The sequence below is a fragment of the Aminithiophilus ramosus genome (assembly GCF_018069705.1).
GTDB classification, from domain to species: domain Bacteria; phylum Synergistota; class Synergistia; order Synergistales; family Aminithiophilaceae; genus Aminithiophilus; species Aminithiophilus ramosus.
In genome coordinates this window covers 2,907,923-2,930,173 of the sequence record NZ_CP072943.1, presented here as the reverse complement: position 1 = coordinate 2,930,173, position 22,251 = coordinate 2,907,923, and the positions used below count along the sequence as shown (strand labels likewise).

The window sequence follows — 22,251 nt, the reverse complement described above, 5'->3', positions numbered from 1 at the left end:
AAGCGTTCATCCTGATGGTCGCCTGCGGACCGGGGGCCGAGGGCGCCGTCGCCCTCTTCAAGCATGAAGCAGGGATAATATAAAACAATTTTTAATTTAAAAATCAGAATAATTAAGATTTTGTAAATGATTTATTTTTGTTGAAGAGCTATTCTAAATAGGCGACGGGACCGGCCCGCTTCGGCGGGTTTTTCCCGTCGCCTGAAAGAGGAAGGGGTAGGGGGTCCGTTCACTCGGAGTTCGGGCCAGGGTCGGTGGAGGAAGGAGAGAGTGCGATGCCGGAGCGGAAACGACGTCTCTGGACGGCGGCCGGAGTTCTTTTCCTGTCGCTTTTGCTGTTGGGAGGCTGTGGCGGAGGGGGCGGGGGCACTTCCGACGATCCCGGACCCGGTCCGGAGGAGCCCGTCGCCGAGGAGCTGACGGGCGTCATCAATGAAGGGCTTCTCCCCGCCTCCGAGGGAGGGGCCGTCGTCGTCCTCGACGGCTCGAAACACGTCGGCACGGCCTATCGCTGGGCCGTGACGAGCCAGCCCGAAGGATCGGCCTGGAAGATCGCCGACGAGGCTGCGGCGACGACCGATTTCTGCGGCGACAGCGCCGGGGCCTACAGGATCGTCCTCGACGTGACGGCGGCCGACGGTCCGTCCCGGGAGTATCCCTATATCGTGACCCTCTCCGTCAACGACGATCCGGAAAAAATGCCCGTCGCCGACGTGAGGGCCCTTTCGCTCCAGGGGGCGACCGTCCCGGAAGGCGGTCTTCCCGGCGTCGACACGACGCTCTACCTCGACGGACGGGCCAGCCGGGGGATCACCTATCTCTGGACGGTGACGGGTTTCTCCGCCCCGACGGTCTCGACGGCCGATGAGGCTCTGCCCGTCCTGACGGCTCCGACGTCGCCCGTGACGGGCTTCCACTCCGACGAGGCCGGAGTCTACACCGTCACCCTGAAGGTGGGCAACGGCATGGGCCAGTCGGCCGTCGCCTCCGTCGACGTCACCCTCATCGACGATCTCGACGGAGACGGGCGCCCCGACGGCGACGATCCCGACCGCGACGGCGACGGCTTCGTCAACGACGACGACGCCTTCCCCGACGACAGGGCCTCCCATCTCAAATGGGCCGGCCGTCTGTCGACGGAGGGCAACTACTACGTTCTCGACGAAGACGGCGACGGGCGGGGCGACATCGACGACGACGAACCCTTCGACGCCAACCTGACCGACTACCCCGTCCACGACGAGGCCGAAACCGACGGCAACAGCAACGACGGGATCTCCGTCGCCGAAGGTCGGGGCGCGCCCCTCGTCGTCCCCCATCGCCTGGCGGGCAAGATCGACTCCTCCGGCGGAAGGGCCGACATGGACTACTTCGCCCTCTCCTTCTCCGAGGCCGGGACCTACTCGGCCGTCCTGACCCGCGCCGACGGGACGGACTGGGATCCGACGATCGCCCTCATCCTGGCCGACGGAGCCTCCCTGACGGCAGCTGAAGTCGAAGGCGGCGTGGGCCAGACGGCCTCGACCTTCGTCGTCGCCTCCGACGACCTGACGGCCTACCTCATCGTCACCGACGGCACGGGCGGGAGCGATCCCTCCTGGACCTACTCCGTCGAGACCTTCCGGGACTCCGATTCGGACGGCGTCTCCGACGAGAGGGAAGACGCCCTGGACAGCAACAGGTACAATGCCGACAGCGACGGCGACGGCGTTCCCGATCTCGCCGAGATCGCCCCCGTCCTGAAGGACTGGCGCCTGGCCGACGTCGACGGCGACGGTCTGCCCGCCTGGTGGGACCATGACAGCGACGGCGACGGGATTCCCGACAGCGTCGAGTACCTTTCGGCCCGCGAGGGAGCGGACCGGGGCATGACGAAGGCCGAAATCGACGCCTGGAACGATGCCGACGGCGACGGCTACCCCAACTTCCTCGACGAGGACAGCGACAATGCCGCCGTCACGGTCACGCTCAGCGGCCGTGGCAAGGGGGCGAAACTCGTCAGGGGCGACGCGGCCGAGGCGGGGTCCCTGCCGCTGAAGCCCGTCGACAGCGACGGCGACGGGCGGCCCGATTTCATGGACGGCGATAACGACAACGACGGCCTTCTCGACGAGAACGAAGTCGACGGCGCCGCGTCCGTCACGGCCCTGGAGTTCTCGGAAGAGGCCGATCTCTTCACCTTCCTGAACGAGACGAAGGGGGTGGAAAACGTCGCCGCCGGGGGCGACCGAATCCGTCTCTCCGGCAGGGGCCTTCCCTCCGAGGCGACGTCGGCCTGGATCGTCCTCGTCGGTCCCGATGCCCACAACCCGATCAACCTGAGGCCCGACGAGGCCTCGGACGGAGATCTGCTCTTCGACTGGCCCGAGGGCATCGAGGCGGGGACGGTGACGCTCTTCGTCGTCGTCGGCGCCTCGCGGACCAACGCCCTCTCTCCGCTGGCCGTCGCCGGCGACAGCCCCGTCCTGACGGGGGTCCTCTCCGATTCGTCGGGCCGGGCGATCTTCCGGGGGCTGAACCTGAACCGGAACTTCACGGTCTGTTTCAACGGGGCTCAGACGACCTACGACAACCGCTGGGGCAGCGCGACGGAGTTCACCGCCTGGGTTTCCGGCGACGCCCGGTCGGGGCCGGTCTATCTCTCCTCCGACGGAGTCGACTCCAACGCCCTCTGGCTTCAGATCACCGGCATCGTGACGGGCCGGGTGACGTTGCCGACCGGCTCGGCGCTGGACGTGACGGAACTCGTCGTCGACTGGAACAGCCTCGAAGAGGCCAGGCCAGACGCGGATGGGGTCTTCTCGATTCCCGTCAGCATGACGGCTCCCACGATCGTGACGGCCTTCTACGTGCGGGGCCAGGACGACTACGTCACCTTCCTCCAGGGGCTGATCCTCCCAGGAGAGGCCTCCGTCGCCGTCGACGGCGGCGGAACGGCTCTGGCCATGGTCTGGGCCGCTCTGATGCCGGAGGAGCTCGTCGCCGCCGGCGATCTGGAGGCGCTGCGCGACCGTCTCGTCGCCCTCGACGAGGTCAGGGCCCTGGCCGCTCTGCTGGAGGCCAAACTCGCCGCCGATCCCTCCGTCCTGCGCGGAGAGGACGAAGCGATCGCGACGGCCCTCAACGCCGCCATGGAGGCCGCCGCCGCCGTCGTCCAGAGCGACTTCCTGGCCGCCGGTCGGGCCCGGTCGATCCGCCTCCGGGCCGAGGGGGCGACCATCACTCCCGCCGAGGTCGACGACATCTCCGTCTACGAGATCGCCGGAAAGGGAAACGTGGGCGTCGAGAACGACTCCCTTCTCTACCTCTCGGCCCAGGTGACGACGGCCGACGGCAAGGTCGTCCGGAGCCACTCCTCGGCCGTATCGGACATGATCGGCCCTCAGGGCTACGGCCTGCTCTTCATCGCCAGCACCCAGGACTTCGACGTCCCGGGCTACCGCAACGGCGTCGTCCAGGTCATGACGGGCGGCGTCGACAAAGCCTACGACCCCAAGACGAGCGCCCGGCCCTTCGACGTCTGGAAATGGCTCTACATCCGTTCCGTCGTCGAAAAGATCCTCTTCCCGCCCATCGCCTCCCTCATCGGCCTGGGCTACGATCCCAGCTTCTGGCCCAATCTCTTCCTCAGCTACACGCCCAACATCGTCGACATGGCCCTGCAGGGCAACGTGAAGGGAGCCGTGAGCAGCGCCCTGGCGACGCTCAAGGCCGATGCCCTCAGCGCGCCTCCTGGCCCCATCATGACGGCCATCGCCAAGAAGTATGGCCCCGGACTGGCCGAGGCGGCCCTGAAGAAGTTCGCCGCCAAGGTGGCGGCCAAGTTCATCCCCATCGTCGGCCAGCTCAACCTGGCCCTCGATATCGCCGGTCACGTCAGCAACGGCGTGACGGCCTCGAGCGCCGTCGCCGACATCGTCACGACGGACAGCGTCATCGATTTCACCGTCGAGTTCCCCGTCCAGATCGACGAGGTCCGTCCGGCCAAGCTCAAGCCCGACGGCAGCAACGTCAATTTCGCCGTCGTCGGCAAGGGCTTCGGCCCCATCGTCCGGGGCTGGTGGCCTCTGAGAAGCACCCTGGAGCCCAAGGTCATCTTCACCGACGTCAAGGGCAACGAGTGGCGCGGCGATCCCAAGTGGATCGCCGAGGACGGGAAACGTCTGGGCATCGCCGTTCCCGGCTGGTGGCTCGAACGGGCCAAGGAGTACGCTGAAGACGGCGACGGCGATACCCTCGACGTCACCGTCCACCATCCCACCGACGAGGCCGGGGCCAAGTACGTCAAAGACGATGCCGTCACGATCGTCACCGACGTGACGCTCGCCTCCATCGATCCCGCCAAAGGACCGGCCGGAGCCAAGGCCGTCGTCTACGGCGCCGGGTTCAGCGCCGTCGCCGGCGACAACGAGATCACCGTCGGCGGCCGGAAGGCCCTCATCACGGCCGGGGCGGAGACGTCGCTGTCCATCGTCGTCCCTGCCGGCCTCGATCCCGACGTCTACGACGTCAGGGCCCGGAGCCGCTTCGACGGTCAGTGGAGCGACTGGACCGACGATGACGTCACCTACGAAGTCGTCGAAGGGGAGATCTCCGTCACCGTCACCGACAGCGGAGGGGCCAAGGACGACGCCTTCGCCCTCTACGTCGACGGCAGGTACATCGGAACCATGTACGCCACCTGGGGCAGCTACAGCCAGACCTGGAAGCTGAGCCTCTCGCCCGGTCCCCACACGGCCATGCTCGTCGGCATCGAGGCCCCCGACAGCATCGGCACCTACTCGATCTCCTTCTTGGGCGTCACGGGCCTTGCCGGAGACGCCACGTCCGGTTCCGATCTGGTTCCCGGCGTCCGCAAACACTACTCCTTCACCGTCCCCGAGCCGACGGAGAGCGGATCGGCTCCGTCCATGCGCGCCTTCCCCTACGTGCCGCCCCGGTACGACGCCGAATCGCCTCTCCGCTAGCGGAGGACGCGATATCCGAGAGGAGGGAGGGGGAGGTCCCCTCCCTCCTCGTTTTTGTGAGAAACTGGGGGAGGAAGCGATCGCGCCACGCGCCGATCGGGGGAGCACGGCAAAAGAAAGGGTGAAAGACGATGACGACGGAAATGCCCTCCGACGAGGTCCTGCGGCGTCTCTGGCACTCGGGGCTCGGTCGGCTCTACCGCGAGTCGCGGGGCCATCTGGGTCGGGTGACCTCTCTTGACGATCCCTTCGAGAGAAGGGGGCTTTACTGGACGACGGCCCTTCTTCTGTCTCTTTCCGCGGCGAGTCTCGTCCTCTTCTCCATCTGGGGGATGGCTGTCGTCTCCGCCGATCTCCGCTCCGTCACCTTCGTTCCCTCCCTGATCGGCCTGGCGGCGGGGCTTTTCTGCGTCGCCAAAAGCGTCGCCTTCATGCGGGGGGCCCTCGCGCTCGGCGCGGCCCTGGCCGAGGGGCGCGACGGCGACGGTGCCGATCCCCTGAGGACGGTCACCTTCCGCCGGGCCTGGCGTTGGGCCCGGCGGAAGGATCTGCTTGTCGGCGAGGGCGAGGAGCTGCACCTCCGCTGACTCTCCCGCCCGTGCCCTTCTCCGCTTTCTCCGGCAGACCGCCTCCGCCGGAGGAAGCGGCCGGTCGCGCGACGTCGGAACGGAGGCCCCGCCGCGTGCCGTGGCGGCCCTTCGCGGGAAAGGGAAGGAGAAGGAGGTCAACGATGGGAACGGAGTTCAGCCCCAAGCGGATCGAAGAGGTCGTCGCCTTTCACGGTCACTGGTGTCCGGGATTGGCCCTGGGCATTCGCATCGCCGAAAAGGCCCTGCAGGAGGTGGGGCGGGCCGGCGACGAAGAGATCGTCGCCGTCGCCGAATCGGACAGCTGCGCCGTCGATGCCGTCCAGGTCCTGACGGGATGCACGCTCGGCAAGGGCAACCTCGTCGTCCGCGACGTGGGAAAGATGGCCTTCAGTTTCTACCGGCGCCGCGACGGCAAGGCGGTTCGCCTCGTACCCCGGCCTCGGCCCGACGAGGGAGGCGATCTCTACCGGATGTTGCAGATCAAAAGCAACGAGGGCACTCTCTCCGAAAAGGAGCGACTCGACTTCGCCACTCTCCGCGAGGCCAGGGCTCAGGCGCTTCTCGACGCCGACCTTGAGGCCCTCCTTCTCGTCGGACCGGTGCGCAGGGACGTTCCCCCTCACGCCCCCATGGAGCCGAGCCGCCTCTGCGAGCGGTGCGGCGAAAAGGTCATGGAGACGAAGGCGAGGCTCCACGGCGGTCGCGTCCTCTGCCCGGACTGTTTCGACGGCGAGGTCCGGCGCTGAGGGGACAAGGGCTCTTCCGACGGGACCGTCGGAAGAGCCGCGGAGGGAAGTCCCTCTGCCGCGCCTCGCTTCGGCCGCCGACGGGGGGCTTCTCCGTGCAGGGGCAATGTTCAGGGGCGGTTCGAATCGGCGGGGATTTTCCCGACGAGCCCGCCTCTAGCGGAAAAGGAAGTCTCCCGAAGGGAGGAAAGGAGCGAAAAACGTGGAGCGCGCACCCATCGAAGAGCGTTCTTTGAGGAGGCGTCTTCTGGCCTTCCAGCGGACGGAAATGACCGAATCGGCCCTTTACGAGGCTCTGGCCCGCAGGGAAGGGGGGCGCAACGGGGAGGTCCTCCTCCGCATCGCCGCCGACGAGAGGCGCCACGGCGCCGTCTGGCGACGCCACACCGGCGTGGAGGTGAGGCCCCAGCGCTGGCGGGTGTGGTTCTACCTCCTGATGGCCCGTCTTTTCGGCTTCACCTTCGCCGTCAAGCTCCTGGAAAAGAGGGAGGACAGGGCTCAGGAGGGGTACGGCGACATCGCCGACCGCTTCCCCGAGGTCGGGGCGATCGTCGCCGACGAGACGGATCACGAGAAGGCCCTCATCGGCCTTCTCGACGAGGAGCGCCTCCGCTACATGAGCTCCATCCTTCTCGGCCTCAACGATGCCCTCGTCGAGCTCACCGGCGCCCTGGCCGGCCTGAGCCTGGCCCTGGCCGACGCCGAGACGGTGGCCCTGGCGGGCCTCATCACGGGCATCGCCGCCGCCCTTTCCATGTCGGCGTCGGAATATCTCTCGCAGAAATCGGAGGGAGGCGGCCACCCGCTCAAGGCCGCCCTCTACACCGGGACGGCCTATCTGATGACCGTCGCCGTCCTGGTCCTTCCCTTCTTCGTCCTCTCCCATCCCCTGACGGCCCTTGCCTTCACCCTGGTCGGAGCCGTCGCCGTCATCGCCCTTTTCACCTTCTTCATGACCGTCGTCAGAGACGTTCCCTTCCGACGGAACTTCGTCGAGATGCTCTCCATCAGCCTCGGAGTGGCCGCCGTCTCCTTCCTCATCGGCCTCGCCGCCCGCCGTCTGCTGGGGACCGACGTCTGAGGGGCCTCTCAGGGGCTCCATCGGGAGATGCGGTTGCGTCCCAGGTTCTTGGCCCGGTAGAGGGCCTCGTCCACTTTTCGGAGACTCTCGTCGATGCTCTCCTTCGGGTCCTGGACGTGGACGCCGACGCTGAGTTTCAGAGGGGCTCCGGGAACGTCGAGAGAGGCCGCCAGATCCATGATCCTCTCGGCCAGGCGGAAGGCCTGGCGCTCCGATGTCTCCGGGGCCAGGACGAGAAACTCGTCGCCTCCCCAGCGGGCCAGGAGGTCCGACGTGCGGATGCCCTGGGAGACGGCCCTGCCCAGGGCCCGGAGGAGGCGGTCCCCCGCGGCGTGTCCCAGAGAGTCGTTGACCTCCTTGAAATGATCGACGTCGAACATGATCCAGGCCAGAGACTGGCCGTGTCTCAGGCTGCGGGAGAACTCCCGCTCGGCCTCGCGCAGGAAGGGCTCCCGGAAGAGAGCTCCCGTCAGGGTGTCCCAGGTGGCCAGGTGTTCGACGGCCAGATGGTTGCGGAGGGCGAGCCAGGTCAGGAGGGCCAGGAGGGCGAAGATGAGGCCCGTGGCGACCATGAGGGAGCGGTAGCGCTCGCCCTGGATCTGGATCGTCCCGTCGACGGTGAATCCGGCCAGGTAGCCCACAAGCCCGCGACGGAGCGAGCGGAGGGGGAGAAAGGTGGCCCGGAAGGGTTTCCCGTCGCGGGTCAGGGCCGTCGAGAAGGAGGCTCCCGAGGCGAGTCGCTGGCGGTCCTGGGGGCCGAGGGCTCGGCAGATATCCTGGACGGTCTTCGCGTCCGGTCCCTCGGCCGCCCGGTGGTGGGAGAGGAAGGAGCGTTCGACGAGGAAGCCGTCCAGGCCGGGAAAGGGAAGATGGTCCTGTCGCAGGGCCGTCAGCCCCTTGGCCTCGAGCTCCTCCTTCGATTCGAGAAAGAAGAAGGTTCCCCTCGCCAGCTCCTCCAGCAGGGGGATGATCTTGCCGGGGCAGAGGGTGAGTCTGACGCTGCCGACGGGGCGCCCCGACGGGCAGAGGAGGGGGTAGGCGAAATGGTAGCCCGAGAGGGCCCGGTCGGCCTCGAAGCCTTCGACGGGCTCGAGAGAGGCGTTGACGAGCTGGACGGTGAAAGGCCCCCCTTCGTCCTCGTCCCCTCTGTCCCCTGACGGCCGGACGGGGCGGGGGGAAAGGTCGAGGAGGAGAGAGGCGTCGGGCAGGTGGTACTGGATCTGGCGAAATCCCTTGGCGTCGACGATGGCGTAGAGGGGGCCGATTTCCCGAGCGATCTCGCGGGCGACCCCCTCCCTGTAGGGGCCTGGCCCGGCGTCCCAGGCCGTCTCGATGCGGGAGCGGATGGAGGGGGAGAAGAGATCCTTCTCGGCGATGGTCTCGGCGAAGGGACGGAAGGCGCCGATGACGGCGAGAAGGCTCTGTTCGGCCTCCGTGGTCCGGGCCTCCAGGTAGGCGTCGCGGCGGAGGCGGTGATCCAGGGAGAGGGCGAAGAGGATCAGAAATCCCAGAAGGAGGATCAGGCCGGGGATGAGCGGAATGAGGGCTTTTTTCGAGACGCTCCGCAGACGGTTCATGATCGACCCCTCCTTTTCGATCCTATCGGTTAATTATAACACCGAAGGGTTCCTCCTTCCTCTCCGTACCCCTTTCGCCCGGTACGGACGTTTTTCTCCCTTGGCGTCGTCCCTTCCTAGGGGCTAGAATGTTTATCGGAAAAATCTTGGAGAAGGAAAGGGGGATTGGGCAGTGAAAACGGCAGCGGTACGATTCTTTGTGATCCTCTCTCTCTGCCTTGTGGCGGGGGGGGCCTGGGCGGCCAATTTCGAGGCCGACATGGTCATCGAGGGACCCATGGGGGCCATGACGGGGAAGATCTACGTCAAAGGAGACAGACAGCGTCAGGATATGGAGGGGGCCATGGGACGGACGGGCGTCATCACCTTGGGGGAGGACCGCTCGTCGCTCATTCTTCTTCACGACAGGAAGGCCTATATGGAGATGGAGGCCGCCGCCTTTCCCATGGCCGACATGGGGGGCCTCGATGCCGACTCGGTCCCCCGGGAGGGAGCGGCTCCGGAGGGGATGAAGATGCAGAATCTGGGCAGCGAGACCGTCGCCGGCTACGTCTGCGAGAAGATCCGTCTCGTCGACGAGGAGAACGGCGACGTCTCGACGCTGATCTGGTTCTCCCACGATCTCTCCATGCCCCTCAAGGCCATCCACGAATCGCCGGAGGGGACGTCGACGGTGGAGTATCGCAATATCGTCGAGGGCAACGTGGCCGACGACGTCTTTCAGGTACCCGAGGGCTACCAAAAAATGGAGATGGGAGCCTTTTGAAGGTCTGTCGCCGCGTCGACCGTCGCCCGAGGGGTTCCGCCTGGAACGTCTCCTTCGCCCTGCGTCGGCGGGCCGAAGGGAGGGTGAGGACGGTCCGCGTCACGGCGGCCGGTCTGTCCGGTCCGGCAGCCGCGACTGCCTATGTTCTTTCGGCCTTGCCTGTGCTAAATTGAAAGAAAAACAGTTCATGGCGTCTCTCTGGAGAGGCCGTCGGGGCGGTTCCCCCGCTCCGACGAGAGGAAAGGAGAGGATGGGGATGATCAGGAGAGTCCTGCTTTTGATTCTCGTCGCGGGCCTGTTCCCCTGTGCCGTCGAGGCCCAGGCGGTCCAGGCCGTCGTCGAGACGGTGGCGGTCGAGGCCGCGCCGTCGGCTTTTGCCGTCGTCGACGAGACGGAATCGGCCCGCACCAATTGGACGGAGAGCTACATCGAGGCACGGGGACAGGCCGTTCCTCCCGCCGGCAAGGAAAAACTGGCTCAGGGCAAGCTGTTGGCCCGTCGCGGCGCTCTCGTCGACCTTCAGCGCAATCTCCTCGAATACCTGCAGGGCGTACGCGTCGACGCGAAGACGACGATGAAGGACTTCATGGCCACCGATATCGTCCGTACCGAGGTCCAGGGGATGGTCCAGGGCGTGGAGATCCTCGAGGCCACCTGGGACGGCGAGGTCTATACCGTCGTCGGCCGCATCAGACTGGAACAGCTCCGCAGGGCCCTCGAACCTGCCCTGCCCGAAAAGCCTCATCCCCGCCCTCTGCCGTCCCCTCCGGCTCCGGCCAAAAAGGGATCGGCCAGCTACACGGGCCTCGTCGTCGACGCCCGCGATCTGCCCCTCATTCCGGCCATGACCTTCCGCATCGTCGACGAGTCGGGCAAGGAGGTCTACGGCCTCGCCTCCGTGGACAAGGAACGTTTCCTCTCCTCGGGGCTCTGCGACTACCACAGCAGCCTCGACTATGCCAAGGGAGCCCCGCGCGTCAGCGACGGCCCTCTCGTCGTCAAGGCCCTCCGCGTCGAGGGACCGGAGAACGTCGACATCGTCGTCTCCAACAAGGACGGAGCCAGGATCAGGGGAAGCGCCTACGACTTCCGCGTCCCCTGCCGCGTCTCCGTCGTGAAGAGGTAGAGGCCCATGGGCGGGGCCCGTCGTTTCGCCCCCCTGCTGCTGCTGTCGATCCTCCTGCTCTGGAGCTCTTCCTCCCTGGCCCAGGAGACGATCCGCGTCTCGGCCGAGGGCTCGGCCGCCGTCGAGGGGGGCGACCTTCCCCGGGCCCGGGCCGAGGCCAAGCGCCAAGCCTACCGGGACGCCCTGGAAAAGGGCGTCGGGGCCTACGTCCAGGGCATCACGGAGATGAAGGACTTCGAGGTCGTCCGCGACAAGGTCTTCTCCCAGTCGCAGGGAATCGTCACCTCTTTCACGATAACCCGTGAGGGAGAAGCGGAGGGCATCTACACCGTGGAGGCCGACTGCCTCGTCGCCACGGCGGCCCTCGACGGCGTTCTGGGACCTGCCGTCATCGATGCCCTGGGCAATCCCCGCGTCATGGTCCTCGTCGACGAGTCCATCGAGGGCGAGCGTCCCTTCCTCTCCACCGTCGAGGGCGAGGTCCTCCAGGTTTTCGAGAGGGCGGGCTACCTCCTCGTCGACGCCGGGCAGGCGGGCGACCTCGATCGGCGCCAGATCGACCTGGCGCGGGAGACGGGAGACGTGACCCTTCTGCAGGAGCTGGCCCGTTCCTTCCGGGCCGACGTCCTCATCTACGGCAAGGCCCAGGGGCTCTCCTACGCCAGGCAGAAGGTCGCCGGCGTCGATCTCTACGGCGTCCGCTCCCAGGTCCAGCTCAAGGCCGTCATCGCCCAGACGGCCTATGTCCTGGGGACGGAGGCTTTCGAGGCCCGCGACAAGGGGACGTCGGCCCAGGACGGCGCCGTCAAGGCCTTCAAGCCCATCTCTCGGGGGGCGGCCTCGGCCCTGGTCAACAAGGTGGCCTACTCCCTGGTGAGCGGTTCGGCGGGAGCCATGGCGGGACGGACCGTCAAGATCGTCATCGACAAGGTCTCCTTCGCCCAGCTCCGCGAGATAAAATCCGCCCTCGAGGGAGCGGGCGGCGTCGTCGGCGTCTACCAGAGGGCCTTCGGACAGGGGAGGGCCGAACTGGACGTCGTGACGGAAAAGACGGCCGAGGACCTGGCCGTCGAGCTGGAAAAGCTCTCCGTCGAGGTGACGGGGCTGACGGCCAACACCGTCGAAGGGAAGCGAGCGCCGTGAGGCGCCTTGTCGCGAGGGGGACCCTGGCCCTCCTCCTGCTGCCCTTCCTGTCCCTCTCGGCCGGGGCCCTCTCCGAGGCCGACCTTTCGAGGATCTGGCGCAACAACGGCTCCGTCGAGGGGATTCAGATCTTCCGCTTCGGCCTCGTCGACTGGTCCGGCCGCTCCGCCTCCGTGGAGGGGGCGGTTCCTCTGAGGGACAGTTCGGCCCAGGCCCGTCTTCTGGCCCGGCAGGGAGCCTCCCTGGAGGCGAAAAAGAGGCTTCTCCTGCTCCTCTACGAGATCCGTTACGGCCTGCCCGAACGGCTCCGCTCCATCGACGTCTCGGGGAGCGTCGTCGAGGGGCACGTCGATTTCGCCGGCGTCCGGGAGGGCCGCTACGTCCTGGAGGTGACGCTCCCCCTGGAGCGCCTCTTCGACGAATGCGTCCTCTTCGAGGCCGTCGTCCGCTAAAGGTGAGAGACGTGCGTCGCCTTCGGCCGTCGGGAGGGCGCGACGGGGCGGGTCGTGCCGCCCCGGGGAAGCGCTTTCCCCGTGCCCCGTGGCTCCTCGCTCTGGTCCTCCTGGTCCTGACGGTCTCCCCCCTTCAGGCCGCTCCGCCCCTGCCCCGGGACAAGAGCGTCGCCGTCCTTGTCCGCTCTCCGTCGGCCCAGGAGAGTGCGGCCGCCGAGGCCATTCTCATCGGAACTCTGATCGACGGCGGCTTCCGCGCCGTCGATCAGAGGCAGCTCGAGAGGATTCGCCAGGCCAAGGCGGCGGCGCTGGCCCTGGAGGGCGACGTCGAGGCCATACTGGAGCTGAGTCGCTCCTTCGGCTTTCAGGTCCTCCTCTCGGGGAGGATCTCCGTCCCCCCTCCCGTAAAAAACGAGTTCGGCCTTTTCACGGCCACGGCCGAGCTGGCCCTCACGGCCTGTCTGGGATCGAACGGACGGCAGATCTATGCCGACGCCACGACGGCCAAAGAGGTGGGCTACAGCGCCGCCGAGGCCGCCCGGAAGGCCCTCGATTCGGCGACGCGCCTGGCCGCAGGACGGATGGTCGAAGGCGCTCCGGCCGAGACGGCCGCGGCCGATCTCCAGAACCTCCTCGTCGAAGTCGCGGGTCTCCGTTCCTTCGTCGAGGCCCACGGCATCGTCGAAAGCTGCACCCGTGCCGGTTCCGCCTCGGCCCGGCTCGACCGCTTCTCCGCCGGGGTGGCCCTCGTCTCGGCCCTCTATCCGGGAAGCGCCGAGGCCCTGGCCCGGGCCCTCCTTCAGCAGCGAAGCGACCTCCGATTGGAGGGCGTCGAGGCCGACAGAATCCGCCTCAGTCGTCGCTGATCGTTTCGGGAGAAAGGGTGAGGTCCATGGAAAGCAGAGTCCTTCGATCCCTTGCGGTTTTTCTTGTCCTTTCCGTTCTCGGCGGCGTCCCGTCGCCGGCTCGGGCCGAGGTCCGCCTTTTCGTCGACAAGGTGACGGTCCGCGTCGACGACCCGGCCCTGGGCCAGCCGTCGGTCCTCAACGACTTCTATCCCCGGGGACACAGAACGCACACCAACATGGCCCTCGTCTGGAACGACCGTTCCGTCTGGGTCTACGACATCAGGCACCATCAGTGGATGGCCCAGGAGGCCTTCGGGCCTCTGGCGGGTCTCCTGTCGGACGAGCTGGCCCTTGCCTGGGAACGGGGCCGCGTCGCCGTCTACGACTCCCGCGAGCGCCGCTGGATCGTGGGCGAGTCCCTGCCGGGCGCGATCAAGAGCCCCCTTCTTTCCAGGGGAATGGCGGCCCTGATCTGCGAGGAGGGCTTCGTCGTCTACGATCCCCTCCTCAAGGCCTGGCAGAGGGCCGACGACTTCCGCGTCCGCGATGCCGAACTGGGCGACAACCTCGCCGTGGCCTGGGACGAACGGGACGTCGTTCTCTACGACACGACGGTCCATCAGTGGGTCCTGAAGGAGGCCGTCAACCCTCAGGCGGCCATCGTCGAGGCCTACAAGGTTCAGATCTACAGCGCCGAGAAGGTCTACGTCTACGATGCCATGACTCACCGCTGGTCCGACTCTCCCCGCTAGGCGGAGAGGGACGGCCCCTGCCCCTTTCCGCCTGCCCCGATCGAGGAGGTGAATGTCCCGGTGAACAAACGCGTCGCTCTCGCCGCCCTGCTTCTGGCCCTTCTGGGGCCGCTTCCCTCGGCCGAGGCCGCCCTCACGGTGGCCGTCAACACCTTCCTCTCCCAGGGCTCGAGCCTCTTCCTGGGCTCTTCCGTGAGCGAGATCCTGGGGACGGAGCTGATCGGGACCCGCGAGGTCACCGTCGTCGAGCGCCGTCAGCTCGGCGCCGTGGCGGATCAGCAGCGCCTGGCCCTCTCCGGCGTCGTCCCCGCCGAGACGGCCGCCGAGGCGGGACGCCTCGTGGGGGCCCGCTACTTCGTCCTCGGAGCCGTCAGCCGCTTCGGAAGCCTTCTGGTCCTGACGGCCCGGCTGGTCGACGTCGAATCGGGGGCCGTCCTCAAGAGCTTCGAACAGATCTCCCGAGAAGGGGAGAGAGGCGTCACTCTGGCGACGAAAAACCTCGCCGCCGAGATGATGGCCTTCTTCAGCGGCGAGACGCCTCCCGAGGGCAAGCCCATGGAGGACTACCGCTACTATCTCTACGAGGCCCTGGGCTACTATAATCTGGGCGACTACCGGCGCTCCATCCCTCACTGGGAGAAGATGACCAAACTGAGCCCCAAGAACGTCCTCTTGCGCTTCATCACAGCCGGCGTCTACTACCAGGCCGGCCGCTACGGCGACAGCCTTCTCGCCGCCCAGCAGGCCGTCACCTGGGATCCCACCTTCGCCGAGGCCCATCTCCTCGTCGGAAAGGCCTCCTTCATGATGGGCGACGATCACGGCGCCACTCCGGCACTCGACAGGGCCCTGGAGCTCAAGCCCGACCTGGCCGAGGCCCTCTTCCTCAAGGGGCAGGCCTACAAGAACCGCAAGCGCCTCGACGAGGCCGTCGACCTTCTCGTGGCGGCCATCGACGCCGACGAGAATTACGTTCCGGCCTACCTTTCCCTGGGGCAGATCCTCATCGAGGCGGGTGCGGCGGAAGACGCCGTCGGCGTCCTTCTGCCGGCCCGCTCCAAAGAGCCCGACAACGCCCAGGTTCGCTTCCTTCTGGGCCTGGCCCAATTCCTGAGGGGCAACCGCAAGGCCGCGGAAGAGGAGGTGGCGGCCCTGAAGCGTCTCGACGGCACCTTGGCGGAAAAGTTGGCGGAGATGCTCCGGTAGGAGGGAGCACGAGTGGGGAGGAAAGGGGAATCGAACCATGAAGAGAACGAGAAAGAGCGCGATCGTCGCCTTCCTGACGGGCCTGGTCTTTCTTCTCGTCACCGCCTCGGCCTTCGGTTGAGGCGGCGGCGGCGACGGCGGTTCGTCGTCCGATGCGACCACCCGGCAGCAGACGGAGAAGGCCATCCCCCGCTTCACCTCCCAGGGATCCCTCGGGGGGAAGGCTCTGGCCGACGCCGAGGCCCTGGTGACTCAGGTCACGGCGGCCAACGCCGACCTGGCCTACATGGTCGGCGCCAGCTACATGCGAAGCGGTCAGTACCGGAAGGGCAAGGCCCTTCTGTCCGAGGTCCTCGACAGGGCCTTCGACAGGACCGTCTCCTTCTGGGGCGACGTGGAGAAACTGCGCACCCTGGCGGCCTCCGAGCTGGCCTACCACGCGGGGCGCGAGGGTGACTCGGAGATCATCCTCTGGATCGAGGAACGCCTGGGAGGGGATCTCGTCACCGATCAGCTCCTCGTCCGCGACGGCAAGGGCCTTCTGGCGGGGAAGACCAAGCTGCGCGACGTTCTCCGCTTCCACAAGGCCAGGGCCTTCATCAACGAAGATGACCAGGCCCGCGCCAAGGAGGTCCTGGCCGAGCTCTCCTTCGCCTCGGGAAAGATCTTCGTCGACGGAGAGGTCCAGGGACTCCAGGACGCCGTGGCCAGGCTCCAGACCGAGCTCGGCGGCGTGGCCCGTCTCTTCTTCCTCGCCTCCGTCTGAGGCGCAGGGCCCTTCGAAAGGGGGACGACCGATGTCGTCCGTGAGAAGGCTTCTCGTCATTCTGGCCGCCGTCCTGGCTCTCGCGGCGGTCGGCGCTCCGGCTCGGGCCGAGATGACCCTGGCCGTGACGGACTTCCGCGCCGTCGGCTGCCCCTTTTTCCTGGGAGGAGCCGTGGCCGAGCAGCTTCGGGGGCGGCTTTCCGAGGAGCCCCATTGGACCGTCGTCGAATCGTCCCAGGTCGCGGCCGTCGCCGCCGAGCAGCGCCTCAACCTCTCGGGCCTCGTCGACGACGCCACGGCCGTCAAGGTGGGGCGCCATCTGGGGGCACGCTACGTCCTCGTCGGCTCCGTCAACGCCGCGGGCGGCCTCTATACCCTCTCGGCACGCCTCGTCGACGTCGAGAGCGCCGTGGCTCTCGTGGGATTCGAGACGACGAGCGCCGATGGCCAGGAGGGGCTTTTCGAGGCCGCGCGTCTTCTGGCCGACCAGATCGTCCTGGAACTGACCGGTTCCTGAGGCGCGACGCGAAAAGGGCGGAAGAAGGGGGGGAAGGCCTGGCCTTCCCCCCCTTCTTCCGCCCTTTTCGCGTCCTTCAGTTCGTCCGTCGCAGGATATCGGCGTCGATGAGGCGGTTGATCTGGTGCTGGATGTAGGCCGACGTGAAGAGGACGGTCCACAGGGGGGAGGGGGCCACGTTGGTCGCGGCGTAGTCGGGGGCGATGCCGGCCACGTGGTCGCGGAGCATGGTCCGCATTTTGAAGGCGATCCAGATCCAGAGGCCGAGGCAGACCAAGTTGATCCCCCCCTGTCCGTTCTCCCCCAGGGAGGAGCCGGTGGCGAAGGCGAGCAAGGTCACGCCCAGGGGGAGGACGGCGACGACGTCGGAGAGCTTCTCCGTCGAGGACAGGGAGTTGAAGTCCCGGCGGCGCAGGAAGACCCACAGCGACGGGTAGATGCCCAGCGTGACGACGGAGAGGACGAGGAACCAGGCGACGGAGATGCGCTTGAAGCCCGCCTTGGGCGCGGAAAACCGTCGTCCGATGGGACCGGCCCCGACGGAGCCTTCTCGATCGTCGGGCCTTTGCGCCTCCTCTTTTTCCGGCCGAGGCAAAAGGCTGCCGCAATAGGCGCAGTACGTCGAATCGGCGGGGTTGTCGGCGCCGCAGGAGCGGCACGCGACGGGGGCAGAAGAGGGCCTTTCCTGATCCATGGGGGGAGCTCCTTTCAACGTCATTTTTCGCGCAGAAGCAGGGCCCTGCGGCGGAGAAGGTTCTCCGAAAGGGTCTGGGCCAGGAGCCGGGAGGTCTTCCTGGCCCCCTCGCCGCCGAGATCGAGGGCCAGGGCGTCGGTCAGGGTCTGGTCGAGGGAGCCCTCCAGCGATGCGGAACCTTCCGTGCCCATCGGATCGGCGTAGAGGAGGCCCTCTGCGGCCTTCTCCCATGCGCGGGCCAGGGCGTCGTCACCGCATGACGCGGCCCTTCGGGAGAGCTCCCTGGCCTCGTCGGCACGACGGGCGAAGGCGGTCGAGCCGCCCTGTCCCCGCTCCGCCCGCTCCGTCGAGGCCAGGGAGGCCATGAGAGCCGAGCCGCCCAGGACGAGGAAGAGGGCCAGCCCCACGATGTGGGTCAGGACGTAGGTCGTCGGCGACAGGCCGAGGCCCTTCCAGAGCAGAAGGGGGGTGGCGGCGACGAAGAGATCGTAGACGACGACGATCGACGTCAGCCCCATGAACAGGGGCAGAGGAAGGTTCTTCCCGTCGAGGTCGAGGCTGTTCTGCAGGGCGGCGGCGGCGAAGGTGACGACGACGGCCAGGGAGAGGAAGGCGAGGGTGACCCAGAAAGAGCTCGTCCTCTCCTCGGAGGGATGGGTGACGAAGAGGACCGTGGCCATCGCCGCCAAAACGACGAGGGCCATGAAGAGCAGGATCCAGTTGAATCGACGGTTTCGTGCCATCGTGAGGACCTCCCGGTCAGTCTCGGACCTTGTGGCCGCAGCGGGGGCAGAAAAGGGCCTCCCGGGGAAGGGGCGTTCCGCAGCCGGGGCAGCTCTCCGTCAGGGCCTTTCCGCAGCCGGGGCAGCTCTCCGTCAGGGCCTTTCCGCAGCGGGGGCAGAAGCGCATCTCCTCCGTGACGGGGGCCTGACAGTGGGGGCAGGGTATCGGCTGAGGGGCGCCGCAGTCGGGGCAGCGCGCCGAGCCGTCGGGCACGTCGCTGCCGCAGGAGGCACAGCGCCTCAGGGCCCTTCCGCAGGCCGGACAGAAGGTGGCTTCGGGCTGAAGGGGAGCCGAGCAGGCGCTGCACCGTCCCGTCCGGGCCTTTTGCAGGCTTTGGCCGCAGCGGGAGCAGAAGGCGGCTCCCCTGGCGTTGTCCGTGCCGCAGGCCGGGCAGGGCTGCACGTCGGCGACGGTCAGGTCGCCGGCCAGATCCCGGGCCGACGCCCCCAGGGCGCCTCCGATGCCGAACCCCATGCCGAGTCCCATTCCCGCCTGCATCGTCCCGCCTCCGCCCTCGTTGGCGGCGGCCCTGTCGAGGACGTCGAAGGAGCGCTGCTGACGGTAGTCCGTCCCCAGAATCTCCAGCTCGGCCCGTCGGGCCAGGGCGCTCTTGAGCTGGGCGACGGCCGGGTCCTCCTCGGGCACGTTGACGGAGGTGACGAAGAAGTTGACCAGGGTCAGACCGAAGGTTTCGAGGGCCGGGGCGAGCGTCGTCTCCATGTGGGCCGAGATCGCGTTGAGGTGGGCGTTCAGCTCCAGGATGCTCCGCTTCTCGACGACGATGAACGTCGAGATGAGATCTTTGATGCGGCTCACCAGAAGACCTCGGAAGTGGCCGACGAGAGCCTCCCTGTCGAAGGCCTTGGCGGCTCCGACGAGCTTGACGAGAAACTTGCGCCCGTCGTCGACGCGGATGCCGAACTGGCCGTAGGCCCTGACGGGCAGAAAGACCCCGTAACGGGGGTCCTGGATCTGAATGGGACTCGTCGTTCCCCACTTGACGTCGAGGGAGTGGACGGTGTTGATGTACCAGATCTCGGCCTTGAACGGCGATTTCCCGCCGAAGGGCAGGCTGACGAAATCCCGCAGCAGGGGGATGTTGTCCGTGCTCAGCGTGTGTCTTCCGGGGCCGAAAAGGTCCAAAGCCCTGCCGTCCCTGAAAAGCAGGGCCTGCTGTCCCTCGCGGACGACGAGCTGCGTCCACGTCCCCAGCTCGTCGGAGCGGCCGCTGCCGTCGACGAACTTCCAGGCCAGGGCCTCATGCGGATCGGGTCCGTTGTACTCAACGACTTTAACGACAGCCACGAGCCATCTCCCCTTTGGGCGATATGCCCCATTATACGCCTCGAAGGGGCTGGGGAAATCCCGAGGGGATCGGGGCGCCGCTCCTTGGCAGAAGCCCTTTTTTCCACTATTCTATCTGCGAGGCTTTATCGCTCTTTTTCGAATTGAGAGGAGGATCTTAAATGTGGGATCAGCTTGAGGCCCTGGGCAAAAAACTCGGACTTTGCGGTGGTGGAGAGGGAGAGCCGGGAACGGGGCGCCCCATGGAGCGCGTCATGTTCATGGCCTTTCTCGTCATTCTCTGCCTGGCCCTTTTCTCGGCCGTCATCTTCCGTCTGGGGAGCATGGAAGATCGCATCAACGCCGCTCTCGACGGGAACGCGGCTCAGGTCGAAGAGCTTGCCGGAGGCCTTGAAAGGCTCGAGGCGGCCCTGATCGCCAATCAGGAGGCCCTTCAGGCCATGGCCGCCCATGTGGAGGCCCAGCGGCAGGTGGCCGGCCGTGACGCCGCCGCCGACGAGAGCATCCGTCATCTCTCGGGCGTTCTCGACAAGGAGCTTCAGCGCAACGCCGAGCTCCTCAAGAGCCTCATGGCCCCCAAGGCCGAGCCCGCGCCCGCCCCGACGAACTGAGACGGTTTCGCTTTCCGTTCCTTTCGACGAGGGGTCCGGCTTCGTGCCGGGCCCCTCGTTCCGTCGTTGCCGGCGGCTTTACAGGATCGAGGGGGAGGGCTAAACTGAATTCACTGAATTCAGTTGCGAGGGGGCAGATCATGTATCGCATGCGCGTTCTCAACGCCGCTCAGGTGGGTTCTCTCGTCTCCATGGCCGACGCCGTCGACTGCGTCGAGAGGGCCTATCGTCTCTACAGCGACGGTCAGGCCTCTCTCTGGCCGACGATCTATCACGATTTCGAGGCGGGCCGTCGCGACATGGACATCAAATCGGGCCACATGGAGGGGGCGGGGCTTTTCGGCCTCAAAGTCGTCTCCTGGGTCGCCGACAACCCCCTTCTGCGGGGGCTGCCGGCCCTGGCCGGTCTGGTCCTGGTCATGAGCTCCGAAAGGGGCGTGCCCCTGGGCATCGTCGACGGCATGGCTCTGACGAATCTGCGCACCGGCGCGGCCGGGGCCCTCGGTGCCCGCACCCTGGCCCGCCGCGACAGCCGACGGGCCCTCATCGCCGGCGCCGGGGCCCAGGGCAGGGCTCAGCTGGAGGGACTCGTCGAGGTCCTGCCGGAGCTGAAGGAGGTGGCCGTCACGAGCCCCGACGAGAGGATGAACGGTCTCTACGTCGAGGAGATGAGGTCTCGCTTTCCCCGCCTCCTTCTGTCCGTCGCTCCCTGGGGCGCCCTGGCGGAGGCCGTCTCCGAGGCCGACGTCGTCGTCACCTGCACCCCCGCCCGGGAGCCCTTCATCGATGCCGACTGGGTGAGGCCGGGGACGCACGTCAACGCCATCGGGGCCGACTCGAAGGACAAGGGCGAACTCGACGAGGCTCTGGCGGCCCGGGCCTCCCTCTTCGTCGACTCCCGGGCTCAGACCCTCGACCACGGCGAGGTCCGGCGGGCCTTCGAACGGGGCCTCATCGGTCCCGACGCGGTGACGGAGATCGGAGCGGTCCTCCTGGGGCGGGCCGCAGGAAGGCGGTCCGACGACGACGTGACCCTTTTCGACAGCACGGGCATGGCCCTTCAGGACATCGTCACCGCCGACCTGGCCCTTCGCCGGGCCGAGGAAAGAGGCGTCGGCGTCGTCGTCGACATGTGAGGCTCCGCGAAAGGCCGCTGTCTTTGGCCTTCTTCGACCGTCAGGAGGGATTTCCCTTGCGCTACATCCGCATGGCCATCGAGAAAGAATCGCCGGAGCAGCTCGGCTATGACCGCATCAAGAACAACCTGACGGAGAGCTCCGTCAGGGACCGTTCGCTGAAGGATCTGGGCGTCGTCCTCGACGACCTTCTTCTTCCCTATCCCGATCACCGGGGCGATCGCCGTCTGCGGGATGCCATCGCCGAAATGAGCCGTCTTGAAGGCGACGACATTCTCGTCACGGCCGGAGCCTCGGCGGCCCTTTTCATCATCGCCACGGCCCTTCTCGAGAGGGGCGATCACCTCGTCGTGGCCCGTCCCAACTACGCCACCAACATCGAGACTCCCCGGGCCATCGGTGCCTCCATCTCCTTCCTCGACCTGACTTTCGAAGAGGGCTTCCGCCTCGACATGGGGCGTCTGGCCCGTCTCATCGGCCCCGAAACGAAATATGTCAGCCTTACCGCCCCTCACAATCCCACAGGCGTCACCTTCACCGAGGGCGAGCTGAAGGAACTGATCGCCCTCGTGGAGAGCCGAGGCTCTCTCCTGCTTCTCGACGAGACCTACAGGGAAATGGCCTTCGGCCGTCCCCTTCCCGTGGCTGCCTCCCTCAGCGACCGCGTCGTCAGCGTTTCCTCCCTCTCGAAAACCTACGGCATTCCGGGCATCCGCACGGGGTGGATCGCCTGCCGGAACCGGGAGCTGATGGAACGGTTCCTCTGCGGCAAGGAGCAGATCGGCATCTGCGGCAGCGTCCTCGATGAGACCGTGGCCTTCCATGCCCTCGCGCAGCGTCGGACGTGGCTTCCCGAAAACGACGGGCGCATCGCCAGAGCCTTCGACCGCGTCAGGACGTGGATGGAGGGCGAGGGCCATTTCGAATGGGTCCGACCTGCCGGCGGCTGCGTCTGCTTTCCCCGGATCCGTCCGGACCTGCCCGTCGACATCGACGCCTTCTACCGGATCCTCAACGAGAAATACGGCACCTACGTGGGGCCCGGCCACTGGTTCGAGATGGATCGACGCCACATGCGCATCGGCTACGGCTGGCCCCTCGAAGAGGAGCTCGAGGACGGTCTGGCCTCTCTGTCGAAAGCCGTGCGGGAGGCGATGAGAGACTGACGGAAAGGGGGAAGACGGA

The 22,251-nt window shown here is 67.0% G+C and carries 20 protein-coding genes; 16 read left to right on the top strand and 4 right to left on the bottom strand.

The window, feature by feature from the left end; all coding sequences use genetic code 11:
* Positions 1 to 275 precede the first annotated feature (275 nt).
* The 4 genes from KAR29_RS13185 (at position 276) to KAR29_RS13170 (ending at position 7,384) form a co-directional block, all read left to right on the top strand.
* Positions 276 to 4,967 carry an IPT/TIG domain-containing protein gene (locus tag KAR29_RS13185; RefSeq protein WP_274373455.1) on the top strand — a complete coding sequence of 1,564 codons (4,692 nt, stop codon included), beginning with the start codon at positions 276 to 278 and terminating at the stop codon, positions 4,965 to 4,967.
* A gap of 131 nt (positions 4,968 to 5,098) precedes the next feature.
* A complete protein-coding gene (locus KAR29_RS13180) occupies positions 5,099 to 5,554 on the top strand; it encodes a hypothetical protein (protein WP_274373454.1) in 456 nt (151 codons plus the stop codon).
* 143 nt (positions 5,555 to 5,697) lie between these two features.
* Positions 5,698 to 6,303, top strand: coding sequence for an FmdE family protein (locus KAR29_RS13175; RefSeq protein ID WP_274373453.1), 606 nt, complete (start codon positions 5,698 to 5,700; stop codon positions 6,301 to 6,303).
* A gap of 202 nt (positions 6,304 to 6,505) precedes the next feature.
* A complete protein-coding gene (locus KAR29_RS13170; RefSeq protein ID WP_274373452.1) occupies positions 6,506 to 7,384 on the top strand; it encodes a VIT1/CCC1 transporter family protein in 879 nt (292 codons plus the stop codon).
* Positions 7,385 to 7,392: 8 nt separating this feature from the next.
* Here the strand turns inward: KAR29_RS13170 and KAR29_RS13165 are convergent, their stop codons facing one another.
* The gene (locus KAR29_RS13165) at positions 7,393 to 8,961 is read right to left on the bottom strand and encodes a GGDEF domain-containing protein (protein WP_274373451.1); all 1,569 of its coding nucleotides are present in this window, start codon (positions 8,959 to 8,961) and stop codon (positions 7,393 to 7,395) included.
* A gap of 172 nt (positions 8,962 to 9,133) precedes the next feature.
* Between KAR29_RS13165 and KAR29_RS13160 the strand changes: the two genes are divergently transcribed.
* The 9 genes from KAR29_RS13160 (at position 9,134) to KAR29_RS13120 (ending at position 16,537) form a co-directional block, all read left to right on the top strand.
* A complete protein-coding gene (locus KAR29_RS13160; RefSeq protein WP_274373450.1) occupies positions 9,134 to 9,727 on the top strand; it encodes a DUF4412 domain-containing protein in 594 nt (197 codons plus the stop codon).
* 256 nt (positions 9,728 to 9,983) lie between these two features.
* A complete protein-coding gene (locus tag KAR29_RS13155; RefSeq protein WP_274373449.1) occupies positions 9,984 to 10,853 on the top strand; it encodes a hypothetical protein in 870 nt (289 codons plus the stop codon).
* A 6-nt stretch (positions 10,854 to 10,859) separates the two neighbouring features.
* Entirely contained in the window at positions 10,860 to 11,996 is a 1,137-nt protein-coding gene (locus tag KAR29_RS13150; protein WP_274373448.1) for a hypothetical protein, read from the top strand.
* Positions 11,993 to 12,448, top strand: coding sequence for a hypothetical protein (locus tag KAR29_RS13145; RefSeq protein WP_274373447.1), 456 nt, complete (start codon positions 11,993 to 11,995; stop codon positions 12,446 to 12,448). The genes KAR29_RS13150 and KAR29_RS13145 overlap by 4 nt, the downstream gene beginning before the upstream one ends.
* A 2-nt stretch (positions 12,449 to 12,450) precedes the next feature.
* Positions 12,451 to 13,314, top strand: coding sequence for a hypothetical protein (locus tag KAR29_RS13140; RefSeq protein ID WP_274373446.1), 864 nt, complete (start codon positions 12,451 to 12,453; stop codon positions 13,312 to 13,314).
* A 26-nt stretch (positions 13,315 to 13,340) separates the two neighbouring features.
* Positions 13,341 to 14,048, top strand: coding sequence for a hypothetical protein (locus KAR29_RS13135; RefSeq protein ID WP_274373445.1), 708 nt, complete (start codon positions 13,341 to 13,343; stop codon positions 14,046 to 14,048).
* Between the two features lie 60 nt (positions 14,049 to 14,108).
* Entirely contained in the window at positions 14,109 to 15,254 is a 1,146-nt protein-coding gene (locus KAR29_RS13130; protein WP_274373444.1) for a tetratricopeptide repeat protein, read from the top strand.
* A gap of 247 nt (positions 15,255 to 15,501) precedes the next feature.
* A complete protein-coding gene (locus tag KAR29_RS13125; RefSeq protein ID WP_274373443.1) occupies positions 15,502 to 16,020 on the top strand; it encodes a hypothetical protein in 519 nt (172 codons plus the stop codon).
* A 31-nt stretch (positions 16,021 to 16,051) separates the two neighbouring features.
* Positions 16,052 to 16,537 carry a CsgG/HfaB family protein gene (locus KAR29_RS13120; protein WP_274373442.1) on the top strand — a complete coding sequence of 162 codons (486 nt, stop codon included), beginning with the start codon at positions 16,052 to 16,054 and terminating at the stop codon, positions 16,535 to 16,537.
* Between the two features lie 76 nt (positions 16,538 to 16,613).
* Here the strand turns inward: KAR29_RS13120 and KAR29_RS13115 are convergent, their stop codons facing one another.
* The 3 genes from KAR29_RS13115 to KAR29_RS13105 are packed head-to-tail and all read right to left on the bottom strand — an operon-like array spanning position 16,614 to position 19,319.
* On the bottom strand, positions 16,614 to 17,231 hold the full coding sequence (locus KAR29_RS13115; protein ID WP_274373441.1) for a DUF4234 domain-containing protein: 618 nt from the start codon (positions 17,229 to 17,231) through the stop codon (positions 16,614 to 16,616).
* Positions 17,232 to 17,251: 20 nt separating this feature from the next.
* On the bottom strand, positions 17,252 to 17,974 hold the full coding sequence (locus KAR29_RS13110; protein ID WP_274373440.1) for a hypothetical protein: 723 nt from the start codon (positions 17,972 to 17,974) through the stop codon (positions 17,252 to 17,254).
* Positions 17,975 to 17,990: 16 nt separating this feature from the next.
* Positions 17,991 to 19,319, bottom strand: coding sequence for an SPFH domain-containing protein (locus KAR29_RS13105; RefSeq protein ID WP_274373439.1), 1,329 nt, complete (start codon positions 19,317 to 19,319; stop codon positions 17,991 to 17,993).
* Between the two features lie 161 nt (positions 19,320 to 19,480).
* Here KAR29_RS13105 and KAR29_RS13100 point away from each other — a divergent pair, with 161 nt between their 5' ends.
* The 3 genes from KAR29_RS13100 (at position 19,481) to KAR29_RS13090 (ending at position 22,232) form a co-directional block, all read left to right on the top strand.
* Complete coding sequence (locus KAR29_RS13100; protein WP_274373438.1) at positions 19,481 to 19,930, top strand: hypothetical protein; 450 nt, start codon at positions 19,481 to 19,483, stop codon at positions 19,928 to 19,930.
* Between the two features lie 140 nt (positions 19,931 to 20,070).
* Entirely contained in the window at positions 20,071 to 21,066 is a 996-nt protein-coding gene (locus tag KAR29_RS13095) for an ornithine cyclodeaminase family protein (RefSeq protein WP_274373437.1), read from the top strand.
* Between the two features lie 56 nt (positions 21,067 to 21,122).
* Entirely contained in the window at positions 21,123 to 22,232 is a 1,110-nt protein-coding gene (locus KAR29_RS13090; protein ID WP_274373436.1) for a pyridoxal phosphate-dependent aminotransferase, read from the top strand.
* Positions 22,233 to 22,251: the final 19 nt, after the last annotated feature.